Below are 12,131 nucleotides of genomic sequence, written 5' to 3' on the forward strand. Positions count from 1 at the left end.
CGCACATTCAATCCTTGTCGTGGGGCCACCATCAGTGCCCCGCCATGTCCTCGATTGAGCGCAACGCGAGTGCCACGTGCTCGTCCCACGAAAATTCGGGAAGCAACGATGCAGTCGGCGATCGCTGCATCGACATGGTCATCTGCACCGCCTGCAGCAGGCCCTCGCCATCATGGATACCGACGAAGGTCGCTGCGTCCCCCAGCACCTCCCGATGTGCTGGAATGTCCGAGGCGATGACGGGAACACCGAGCCTTGCAGCTTCTACGGGAGGAAGGCCGAAACCCTCGGTGACGGATACTGTGATCAGGCCGGATGAGCTTCGCATCAGAGCGTGAAGCTCGCTGTCACGAAGACCCGAAACTTCAATGACATGGTTTGCCAGATCACGGCTGCGATCAAGCGTGGACGTAACGGTTTCGCATTCCCAGCCGCGACGCCCCACAAGCACGAGGCGTGGCGCTTTCTGCGGTCCGAGGCGCTCGATCAGCGCACGCCATACCGTCAGAAGATGTGATATGTTCTTGCGCCCCTCGATTGTGCCAACGTGAACAAAAAAAGGTAGGGTGGCGCCCAGATCCGGGACGATCGGCTTGTCGTCGGTCCCGATCGTGTTCGCCAGCGGCACGACCCTATGGGGGGCCAGTTGTCTTCCCTCTGCGTAATGTTGCAGCGAGGCAAGGGTGAACGATGAATTGAGCAGAATTCCCTTGCCGTACCGCATGATCGTCTCGATCCGCCGCTGATGCCGTTCTGCGGCATGCGGAGAGCAGAATTCCGGAAACTCGATCGGGATCAGGTCATGGACGAAGAAGACCGGCAGGATATTTGATGCCTCAAGCCATGTGAAACAGCGCGGCTCGTCGAGCTGCAGATGGGACACATGGAGGTATACCGACGGCATGCCGTCGCGCATGAGGGCGTTGAAGCGTTGCCGTCCCTTTATGAAAGCTTTTGCAACACTCCAGACGCTGTCTGAGACAGGCGCCTCGCTCTTATTCAGGCTTAGCGGCGATGAGCGTTTTGTCGGGAGGGGCTCGGAGAGCACCCTGAGCAGCTCTGCAAAGGTATCGCCCGGCGCAAGCCTTGCACGTTCCTGATGCGTGCGTTCGATACCGGCGAAAAGATCCGCCATGTCGTCTGCCGGCAGCACACCGCGTCCGTAGGGCGTATTTGCCAAAAAGAATACGTCCTGTGTCGTCCGGTGAGCAAGAAGATATCGGATATAGGCGTGTTCCACGCGGTCTATGCCGGTCGGCGTCGACTTTTTGGAGTGGACCAGTGTCCGCGTTACATCGAGGAGTATCCGCATAGCTCTATGCAATATCTACAGGGCAGAACGGAGACAACCTGCAATTTTCATCTTGAGAGATTCGCAGGCGAAACCGCAAGACTACGCTGCCGCTGATGTCTCTGCTGCCGTTAGAGGGCACCGGATCCGAGGGGGGTCATTCTGAGGCTCTGGATGGTCAGCGTACCCTCGATAGCGCCGACATAGACAAATGTCCGGACTTCAAAGGGTGCCTGCGATGACGCTATGTCGAATTCGAGTTCTGCTTGAAACGTACCCTCCCGCGGCATGCGCGTCTTGGCAAAAGCGAGAACGGAATCGCCGCTGTAGATGTCCATCGCAAACTCGTTCCCAGAGTAGTTGTCGCGGACATTGAAACGAAGTTCCGCGCGCCAGCGCCCGATGGGAAGATGCATGTAGGGACCGAACGTCAGAATTCGGCTCGGCCCGAGAAGCTCGATCGTCCCCTCCAGATGCGGGTGAGGTGGTTCTGCCCGGATCAGCATCTCGGTCGGAATGTCTATCGATGCAGGCCGCCTGCCGTCCATCAGCGGCCCATAGCTCTCTTCAAGCCGTTTGGCCAAGGAAAGCTCGTGCGGAAGAAGGATCGCCCGTGAGTGATAGATGTCCTCACCCTTCTCGACGGTCGGTCCCTGCGCATCGATCACCGTCGTCGTGCTATTTTCCGCAGAGACCTGCCGACATGCTGTCTGCAACTGATCGTCATCGATCGAAAGGCCGAGCATCAGCATGAGGCGCGTCGCGACCGCGTGGACCGTGTCATGCTCGGCAATCGGAAGGCGCGCGGTGCCTGGACTCGACGCGACAGGGCTAATTGCGCTGACCTGACGTGTCACGTCGCGCACGGCGCCGATAAAATTTGCGCCGATCATGTGCATGGAATGGCAGGCGAGTGATGCAAAATCCTGGCTCACGAGGAGGATGGAAAGCCGGTTCCGAATAATCGAAGCGGAGATTTCTTCAGACGGACAGTTGGTCACCAGTACCATAACGTGAGACTTACGCTCCCTCAGCGCCGTACGGAGCGTCTCGATGTCATTTGCAGTGACGAAGTCCACAAGTCCATGAATACGCTCAAGCAGCGCTAGTAGCAACTTTGCTACGAACAGAAGGTTTGGCGACAGCGGGCCGGCACAGATGAAGACCATCGCCAGGATTCACAGTGCCGAATAGATCTGGATCGCGAACTCCAGATCGTCAAAGACGCGACTGCGGCCGGCTTTCAGGACGACAGCGCGGTCGCAGTAGGATCGAATAATTCCGATATCGTGACTGATCAGGATCATCGCGCAATGCTTGCGCTTCTCGAAGAGCGCCTCGTGGCTCTTTCGCTGAAAGCGCTGGTCGCCAACGGAGATGACTTCATCAATCAGAAAACAGTCAAAATCGATCGCGAGCGTCAAGGCGAAGGCAAGGCGGGCGCGCATGCCCGACGAATATGATTTGACGGGCGACATCAAATGCTTGCCAAGTTCGGCAAAGTCATCGACGCGCTCAATGGTCTCGCGGATCGGCTGTCCATAGAGCCGGGCGATGAACCGGATGTTGTCCAGTCCGGTCATGGTTGGCTCGAAGCCGCCGCCAAAGGCGATCGGCCAGGACATTGACATACCCCGATAGATGAAGCCGCTCGTTGGCCTCTCGACGCCGCCGACCAACTTCACCAAAGTCGACTTGCCGGCCCCGTTCCTGCCGAGGATCGCGACCTTCTCACCGGCCTTCACATCGAAGGAAATACCTTTGAGGACGTGTGCCGTCCCAGTCGGCGTGTGGTAGTCCTTCACCAAGTTGCGGACCGCAATCGAGTTCTTTCGAATAGGTGCATTCGATGCTTCGAAATCAGCAGTAATTGTCTGGACGGCGGACATCATGTCGCTCAGCCTTCTTCCATAGCGAGTTCCCAAGCAGTCTTCACCGTCCAATAGGAGCAGAAGCAGAGAATGAGGGTCAGCAGAACATTGAGGAAGGGCTTGAAGTGATCGGCAACATCGGGAATGCCGGGTGCAACGACCTCGTCGATGTAGAGCTGCTTCTTCGAAGCATCGAGCTCCGCTTTGCTCAGCGTGGCGAAGGCGTTGACAAGAACCTTTTCGGCAATCTCCTTACGAATGAAGATTTCGGAGTAGGCCTCCATCTTTTCCGTCAACGAATTGTCGTCGCCGCTTAACCGCGCCCGAAAGGTGTCGAGCTGGTCACGGAGTGCATCTCGCCGAAGTTGCAGCTCCTTCACACGTGGATTGTTCGGAGAACCTTGGAGAAGTTGTGAGAGCTGCGCGTCGGCCGTGCTCAGCTCAGACATGAGGCCGGTGATGATGTCGCTGTTCATCTTCATCTCGACGTCGGGTGTCAGCAGGCGGCTCTGATTACGGAAATCCGTGATTTCCTTCTGGATTTGTGCGAGCTTCGACTGAGCTTCCAGGACATTCTGGCGGGCGAGGCGTACGGCATCCTGCTTGGCCGTTTCACCCAGCGCATTGATGAGCGCGTCAGCACCATCGAGGAGACGGGCAGCGATCCTCTGAGCATCTGCCGGCGTGAAACCTTCGGTCTCCAAAGACACAATGCCCGTCGTAGGCGAATACTCAACATCGTAGAAGCTCTGGAAATGCTTGTAGAGCTCGTCGAATGTGGACCCGTTCATCCAACTCGGAAAGCGTGATCCGAAATCGACATCGTTGCTTGAAAAGATCGCACTGAGCATGCCGTCCCGATCAAGGAACTTTACGGCGTCGCGTGATTCCAGATAGGTGACGACGGCGTAGCTGGCTTCATCCGATCGCGTGAGGCCACCCTCCCCGATAAGGGCGGCAACGCCGGTATTGGCTTTGTTCTCTCGGACGATAAAGGAAACCTCGGATACAAACCGGGGCGATGCGATGATGAAATTGTAGATCCCAGCACTGAGCACAGGAAGCAGGACGAAGAAGGCCAGGGCTTTTGAGGGGATCCACCGCGAGGTTTTTCGCTCGCCTTGATGTGCGACGGTCACGAATTCGTCGGGGTCTACCGGGACGAGTTGTCCCTGCGAGCCGATCTGTTTGAGGACGAGCGTTTCGTCCTTCTGGCGTTCTTGCTGGTCTGTGGCCATGGTTTGGTGTCGTCCCGCCGTGATGGCCTTAGGAAATCTCGATGTGTCGCTGTGTTCGTTTGACCAAGGTCCATGCAATCGCGTTGTTTACGAGTGCCCAGGTCACGACGTACCAACCATTCCACGACGTTGCAACGGACGGGCCAAAGTAGCCCGCCCTGAACATCTCATTGCAATGGACGAGGGGAGACAGAAGAACAATCTTCTGCGCCGTCTCGGGAAGCCAAGCGACCATGAAAAACGAACCCGTCGCCGGAATTGCCAGATATAGCATCGGTTGCACGAAGCGCTCGGCCGTCTCGGATATCTGACAGATGCACGCCACGATCATCCCGAAACCAGAAATGCCGAAGCAGAACAAGAACCATGCGCTCAGCAGCAAAGAATAATCGTAAATCGGATCAAAGTAACCAAGCAGGCGCATCGGGACATAGGCGACGAAGAACGCGATTAGCACCCCGATCGTCTCGAGCAAGCCACGCGCAATTATGGTATCAACGGGACGCACAGTACGATGAAAGAGGAGTCCCGCATTTGCGCGGAAACAATTTACGTAACTGCCAATGATGTGGCGAAAGAGAGTTAGCGTCGAATAACCGGTGAGCACCAAGGGCATGATCTTAACGCCATGCTTCTGCTCGCCGTAGAGGAGTGTCCACATCCCCATAACGCCGATTGTCAGAATGAGCGGCTCGCCGACCAGCCACATGAACCCGATATTTCCGTGCCCGAAGCGGACCATCAACTCCCGCACTAGCAGCGCATTGATGGTGCGTGCCTTCTGTCTCAGCTTCTGGGTAGCCGTATCGCGTCCGATCGCATACATGGGAAAGCGCTCTAGTGCAGGTTCAGGTGTTCTCGGCTGCCCGAGACGAGGAGATACAGCATGATGGCACTTGAGAGCGTCAGCAGGCCGACGGTGAAGACGTTGTGGAAACGGTAGGGGCGCGTCGCCTTGTCCGGCAGATGCGGCGAGACGATTGTCTGCAGGTAGATCTGCTTGCGCAGCGCTTCTTCCCGCGCTTGGTTGACGGCGTTCACGGAAGCCTCGTAGGCACGGTTGGCAAGTTCTCGCTCGAATACCAGTTGCTCGTATTTTCCGATCTTTGACGCCAACGATCCGTCGTTGCCGACCAGCTTGCCTTCGGCCGCGGCCAGTTGCTCTCTCAACGTTTCGACCCTCAGCTTCTGGGCCGAAATACCGGGGCTGTCTGAAGCGGCTCGCATCATCTGGTCCAGCTTGATTTGCTCCTCGATCGTCTGCGTATACAGCTTGCCGATCACGTCGGAACTCATCTGAGCTTCGTTCGCAGGATCGACCAGCAACTCGCTGTTGCGGTAGAGCGTGAGCGTCCGCTCACTCTGTGCCAGGCGCGCCTCTGAAAACTGCAACGCATTCTCCGACAGCTTTAGCGCGTCGGCACGTGCCCGCGCGTTCATGTCGTTGACACGTGTTTCACCGAGAGCAAGCAGGGTGTCGGCAATATTCTTCGCATCGTCGGCGCGATAAGCTGAAACTCGCAGAGTTGAGACGCCCGATTCCGCGTTACGCTCTACCTCTATCTGGTCAAGGTAGTAGTTGAAGAGACTTTCCGTCGTGTTTCCGTAGAGGAAGGAGTGGAACCGCGTCAAAAAATCGCTTTCCGGCCGACTGTACACTTCGCGGAGGTCAATCTTCTGCTGCAACGAGCCGAGCGCATCACGAGACTTGAGATAGTTTTCAATCGCATAGGAATCGTCATTCGATCGCGAAATGCCAAAGGTCCTCAGAAGCATGGAGAGGCCACCGACCTGCGTCGAGTTGACGCCTTTCACGACGAACTGGGCCTCGGACACAAACCGATCCGCCGAGATCAGGTTATAGACGAGCGACAGCGTTGTCGGCACCACGAATACGATCAGGAAGATCACCCGCGCATAATGACGCGACATCAATTCTTTAATGGATTCCTTCCGCGAACCGGAGCCTGGTATCTCGCTTATGTTGGAAACGGCCATCTGCGACTCAATGGTCATGTTTGTAAGCATTCCCTCAATAGCGTGATGACCGTCCCGGCCCTTCCGACAAAGTTCGTGAACCTTAAGAAGCTCATATCAGGGTCAGGGCGACCAACAGAACTTACACCATAGCGCGCAGCGCGGCAATTCGGGCCCCTTTTGCCCGACATCCGCTTCACTGTTCATGTTGGCTCATGTTGATGAACGTCACAGACCTTCTCGAAACCAGAAGCCAAGCAAAGGCGGCAACAATGAGACCTCTACCCCTCAAGCCGACTTCAACGCACGCTTCCGCAGCAGGTCGCGCAGCGGCTTGAGGCGTCGATCGTAGTCGATCTGCTCCAGAAACGCACCCCAGAGATCGTTTCGCCCCGCTGGATGGGTGAAAAGCGCCAGGCACACGATTGCGTCCTGTTCCGAAATATCGTTGCCTTCACGCAAGCTTAGGTTCAGAGATATCGCCGCGGTGCGCTTTTCAACCGTGAAGCAATACCATGCGAAGCCATCGTCCACAGCAAGTCGGTTCACGGGAAGCTCTCGCTCATCCGAAGCGACACTGCTGTCAACGACGGTCAAGGCCGTTCGCCCCGCACTGCGGCAGAGGATTCTGAAAGCGTGGTGAGATCCTTCTGGTGCGCTGATCTGCAGCATGAGACCGAGTCTGCCTCCCTCCAATCGGGGTGACAGTTCTTCATCGGAAGGACAAATGGTTGCATGGGTCGCACGGATCTGGGTGCCCGCCTGGCCACTCTCGTCCTTGACAATCCAGGCAAACGACCCCGCTGACAATGGCTTCACGCTCACTCCGCGTCGAGTTTCTTCCGGCTCTGCCACCGCGTCGACCATGGTGCTCGGCATTGGGACGATCAGGTCCTCGAGGCCCTTTGGCTCTGGAACGCGGCGCTGAAGTCGATCGATCTGTCGTCTGGCATCGAGGAAGGTCGGGTCGACCGCCAGTGCCCAGGTGAAGGCGGAAACGCTGTCCGCATAGGCGCCCGATGCCTCCAGAGCCTCTCCGAGATAGAAGAAACCGGCAGCCGTGATCCGCAGCGATAGGCCGGCCCTATAGGCCTTCGCTGCGTGGCCATGTTCGCCTAGTCGTCTGTAGGCGTGTCCGAGATGTAGAAACGGGTCCGGTGACGCCGATTGCCGGGCCGCAGCAGCATAGGCTGCGGTAGCAGGGAGGAAGAGATCGCGGTCACGAAATGCATGCCCGATGCGAAGGCACAGAGATTCCACGACATCCGCAGCGACCGGATGAAAACCGCAGCCACCTGGAAAGACGTCAGTCCGCCCGGGTTCCAGGATGAAGGTTCGCTTTTCTATAATGATGTGTCGTTCGATGAGATCGCGGAGAAGCTGTTCGGCACCGGGATGACCGGCCCGGTGCGTCAGTACGCTACCACAGGCATAGACGGCATTGGTGTAGTAGCCATGCTCCACGAGCAGCGACGCAAGCTGTATGTAGGTCTCTTCGCTCTCCAGCCTCGCAACTGCGCAGATCGTCGCCTCCGCATCCCCGTGCAGATCCTCCGGCAACAATGGGAAAACAAGGTCGCGCAGTTCTGCGGCAACGGCCGCATGTTCGGCCGTAGCGGATGCCAGGCCAAGTCTGCTGGCCTGCTCGAAGGCGAGTATCGCGCCTTTGAGGTCGCGCAGGGCGCGCAATCCCTCTCCAAGGTAGAAGAATGCCTCGGCACGCTCCGGCTGGATGGTAATTGCCTTGCGATAGATATCGACTGCAGCCCGCGGCCGGCCACCATGACGGTAGGCATGACCCAGATGGAAATAGTTATCCGGAGAAGCGACGGCCTCGGCTGCGACGCGGTAGGCGTCAACTGCACTCTCCCATGCACCGCAATCGCGGAACGCGTGCCCCAGTCTGAGGCCGATATGTTCCATCCAGGATGCCGTGATGCGCGTATAGCCATGGCTGGCAGGCAGAAGGCTGTCGTGCGTTCCTTGGAAGCGGAATTCGATTTCCTTCAGCCGGACCGCCTGAACGAACGCGTCGAGCGCAGCTTTCGCCGGTGAAAAATCTGAGTCAAGGGATAATGCGCAGCCAAGGCTCAGACCCGCCTCCTCGTAGCGCCCGGTCGACAGAAGTGCGCTGCAGAGCCGGACGTAGCCCTCAGCTGTCTCTGATTGGCTGAGTTCGATCAGCTCGTCTCTCACTGTGGGGTTCAATGACTCGAGGCTGCTTCCGTCGCAGGCCGTCACCAGCGCAACAACGCGGCGTGACAAGACTTGGGCTTCCTCCATCGCCTCTGTGAGCCCGGCAGCGGCGGCAAGCCTGTAGGACACGATCGCACTCTTCCAGTCTCCACGCTCCTCCAGAACAGTCGCGTGTTTCCGATGCTGCTCCGCGCTGGCGGATGCGTCGTTCCGCATTTCCAATCCCACTCGTCTTCTGCGCGGAAAGAGCATCATCTCGTTGCCTCAGGTCTGATTGTGCGCGAAAACTAGCCCCATATACCGACAAGACTATTCAAACTCGATACGTTCGATGCCGAGGCTGACCGCTGTGTTGATACCCGTCTCGCGTGCTAGGCTGGTCGTTTGAAGCCGAAGCGATAGGGACGTGTCGGCCAGCGAGGCCGGCAAGTCCACGGCGATCGTCGTGCTACCTGCTGCAAGCTGAAAAATGCCCGCGATCTCGCCATTGCACGACAAAACGAGTGTCTGTTCGCGCATGTCGCCAGGCAACGTCAGGTGCAAGTTCGCTCGCCTGTAGAGCGGCCTTTGAACGCCGAAATTCATATGAAGTTCTAGGCTTCCCCCCTTGACCCAAGCCGCGCGTTCGGTGACCAAGACGTCGCCTTTCAGGACATGCGCCGGAAGCGAGTGCAGATCCATGCGGGCGTTCCGCAACATGGGTGCCGATGCGCCGTCTTTGTCAGTGGTCGTCAAAGGTGCTGGACGCACATTTGCGTCTTCGGTGATGACGCCCTCAATCGGCACCTTCAAGCTCGAAAGTACCAATGGTGCGGCCGACACCAGGAACTGTCGGTAATAATCGAGGCCACTGTAATAGGCAGTGAAAAGCGATCGGGAGTAACGATCAATGTCGAAGCCGTCGATGCCGGTTGGCCGTGGCGTGTTGTCGATGAAGTCGAGCACCGTGGGAATGCTTTCGAGCCATAACTCATACCCGGCCACGACCGTCAGATAGGCAATGTCGGCCATCTCCTTGATCTGATCCCTTTCAAACTGGAGAGGATTCTTTGTCGTTTCTGAAAAGAGAATACCGTTCAGCCAGTTTGAAACATATTCATTGTGCGTTGGGCAATCATTGGCAATGACCACCATTCCTCGCGCCATAGCCTCGAGAAATGCCATGCCGATGCCTTCGGTAAGCCGGGGCGCGATAAAAATGTTGCACTCCGCGAGCGCCTGCCGATAAGCCGTGGGATCCTCACCCCAGCGCGTGATGGTCAACTCATAATCGTCGCGACCCGGCAAGACGTGTTGAGGTCCGAGGTCCTCGACCCTGTCGGGCGCGTGATGAATATGGATGCGCTCGCATTTGTCGCCAACCAGTGTCTCGACGAGGCCAAGGGTGATGCCGTGGTCTGGGCGCCGAAGCCAGAGGAAGGCTTTCAACGGTCCGCTGAGATCGGCACGGTTCTGCGGCGCGACGGGCGGGCGGAAGTATCGCAGGGGCTTTGACTGCCCACCGGTCATACGCACCCGATGATGCAGCGAGAGTGAAAAATTGAGGTAGGACGCATGTCGGCCAAATATCCAGTGCAGGTCTGGCATCAGTTCGGATCCGTCATACATGGGTATAATGACGGTCGGGATGCCGAGGATCGTGAAGATGGATGCAAGGTAATCCATCTGCCACACGACGACGATATCGTAAATCTTGGCTGTTTCTATAAGATTTTCGGGATAGCTTAATTCAGGCTCTAAGTAGAATACTGTAACATCGAATCGTGTTGAAAGGATTTCGGTGAAAAAATTACTTGAGCGGGTTAGCTTGTGAGCCGCATGATCGACGAAAAGAAGTTTTTTCATGGGCGCTTCATCCAGAATTGATAGGACGCGATATTGTCTCTGATATATCGGAAACGTGCCTGTGCGGCCTGCATTTCCAGGGTCTTGCGATCCTGCATGGCCATGTCCAATGCGGCCTTTACCATCGCTTCGGGGGACGCAACGACCTGCCCGAGGCCGTAGTAGCGAACCAGTTCCGCAAATGCTGTTCCTTCATACGTAATGGCAGGACGTCCGTAGGCCGTTGCCTCCATCAGCACCGCCGATCCGCGGAACTCATAGATGTCGGCAGCATAGGGGAGAAGAACCGCATGGCTTCGACGGAATGTTTCAACCATATCCTCGGCATCGATTGCTGCCGGCTGAAGCTCGACGCCCGGAATCGCGTATATCTGCATCAATGTGTTCATGTGATGCTTGAGGTCGCGGTCCGGCAGGATTTGCGTGACGAACTGGATTGAGAGGTCGCCACATCCCCGCCTGATTCCCCGGAAGATCTGCGCCAGTTCGAGGAAGCCCTTGTCGAAACGAGCCGAACCCGGGCAGTAGAACGTGAAGGGAATGTCCGCGCGCATCGGCATGGCGTCCGCTTCGTCGGGATATCCCGTCACGGCGACGGTGACGCCCAGCTCAATCGCGAGATAGTCTGCATAGCGCGGCGTCTCTGCGCTGACCCTGACCGCGATACCATGGTCCATCGCGGCCCTGACGCGGCTCAGAAGCTCCGCCGTCGGCTTTCGATAGGTAATCGTGGCATTTTCCATGACGCCGATGAAGCGCAGGAGAAGACGCGGACGAGCATGGAGCTCCAGCTCGCCAAGCGCGTTCAGCATCCCGACAACGCCATAGAAGTCAAGATGTGGAAAGAGAATGTCGTCGTCCGGGCCGACCTGAAAGGACTGCAAGAGGCGCCGGGCATCATCGGTCGCAAGGCGCTCGAAATCGTCCGGGTAAAATGCGTCGTCTGAGGAGGCGCCAGGTGCCGGAGCGCCGCGGGTGTCGACGGAGGGAAAATATCGAGCATAGTAGAAGTTGTAGAATGCGGTGAAACTCTCTCGCTTGACGACGGAGTGATCCAGAAGGTTGCTACACAACGGAATGATGTCGCTGTACTGATCGCGAAACGCTCGCGTGAAATAGCGCAGTGCCGTGACATTGTGGCCGAATGCCTGAACGCAGGCAGGATCACAGACGAACAAACGCATCTTCTTCTCCGGGTAAGGTAGGCGTGTCGATCGTGCATCCACGACACCGGTACGGCAGAACGACTGCCGTACCGGATTATCCAGGTAAGGATGATATTGTCAGGCAGCCGACTTGTTGCCTGCGCTGTTCGAACGGATCTGCGCTTCGATCCAGGCATAGGTCTTTTCGAGACCGGCGCGCAGCGTGGCGCCGGGCGCCCAGCCGAGCTTTTCCTCGATCAGGCGGTTGTCCGAGTTGCGGCCGCGCACGCCCGTCGGGCCGGGAATGTGGTTCTTGTGGATCTTCTTGCCGGCAATGTCGGCAACGATGTCCACGAGCTGGTTGATCGTGACCATCTCTTCCGAACCGATGTTGACCGGGCCTTCGAAATTCGACCGCGTCAGGCGGATCGTACCTTCGATGCACTCGTCGATGAAGAGGAAGGAGCGCGTCTGGGCGCCGTCACCCCAGATCTCGATCTCGCCATTGTTGGCAGCCAGCGCCACCTTGCGGCAAATCGCGGCCGGAGCCTTTTCCTTGCCACCCTGC

General features: G+C 57.5%; 10 protein-coding genes. All 10 read right to left on the bottom strand.

Going from position 1 to position 12,131, the window contains the following annotated elements; translation table 11 throughout:
- Positions 1-31: 31 nt before the first annotated feature.
- Complete coding sequence (locus tag ACED18_RS18820) at positions 32-1,240, bottom strand: glycosyltransferase family 4 protein (protein WP_377295139.1); 1,209 nt, start codon at positions 1,238-1,240, stop codon at positions 32-34.
- A gap of 182 nt (positions 1,241-1,422) precedes the next feature.
- Positions 1,423-2,460 carry a hypothetical protein gene (locus ACED18_RS18825; RefSeq protein ID WP_377295141.1) on the bottom strand — a complete coding sequence of 346 codons (1,038 nt, stop codon included), beginning with the start codon at positions 2,458-2,460 and terminating at the stop codon, positions 1,423-1,425.
- A 9-nt stretch (positions 2,461-2,469) separates the two neighbouring features.
- A complete protein-coding gene (locus ACED18_RS18830; RefSeq protein WP_377295143.1) occupies positions 2,470-3,183 on the bottom strand; it encodes an ABC transporter ATP-binding protein in 714 nt (237 codons plus the stop codon).
- Positions 3,184-3,188: 5 nt separating this feature from the next.
- The gene (locus ACED18_RS18835) at positions 3,189-4,400 is read right to left on the bottom strand and encodes a hypothetical protein (protein ID WP_377295145.1); all 1,212 of its coding nucleotides are present in this window, start codon (positions 4,398-4,400) and stop codon (positions 3,189-3,191) included.
- Positions 4,401-4,428: 28 nt separating this feature from the next.
- Entirely contained in the window at positions 4,429-5,226 is a 798-nt protein-coding gene (locus ACED18_RS18840; protein ID WP_377295147.1) for an ABC transporter permease, read from the bottom strand.
- An 11-nt stretch (positions 5,227-5,237) separates the two neighbouring features.
- Positions 5,238-6,416, bottom strand: a complete 1,179-nt coding sequence (locus tag ACED18_RS18845) for a hypothetical protein (RefSeq protein WP_377295149.1) — start codon at positions 6,414-6,416, stop codon at positions 5,238-5,240.
- A gap of 249 nt (positions 6,417-6,665) precedes the next feature.
- Positions 6,666-8,828 carry a hypothetical protein gene (locus ACED18_RS18850; RefSeq protein WP_377295151.1) on the bottom strand — a complete coding sequence of 721 codons (2,163 nt, stop codon included), beginning with the start codon at positions 8,826-8,828 and terminating at the stop codon, positions 6,666-6,668.
- 54 nt (positions 8,829-8,882) lie between these two features.
- Positions 8,883-10,418 (bottom strand): glycosyltransferase, encoded by a 1,536-nt coding sequence (locus ACED18_RS18855; protein ID WP_377295153.1) that lies wholly within the window; start codon positions 10,416-10,418, stop codon positions 8,883-8,885.
- Positions 10,415-11,602: a hypothetical protein gene (locus ACED18_RS18860; protein ID WP_377295155.1), complete on the bottom strand. Its 1,188-nt coding sequence runs from the start codon at positions 11,600-11,602 to the stop codon at positions 10,415-10,417. The genes ACED18_RS18855 and ACED18_RS18860 overlap by 4 nt, the downstream gene beginning before the upstream one ends.
- A gap of 99 nt (positions 11,603-11,701) precedes the next feature.
- On the bottom strand, positions 11,702-12,131 hold a 430-nt coding region (locus ACED18_RS18865; RefSeq protein ID WP_377290945.1), incomplete at its 5' end, for an NAD-dependent epimerase/dehydratase family protein.

Origin of the sequence: Rhizobium sp. SG2393, assembly GCF_042610495.1 — a bacterium.
Classification (GTDB): Bacteria; Pseudomonadota; Alphaproteobacteria; order Rhizobiales; family Rhizobiaceae; genus RU20A.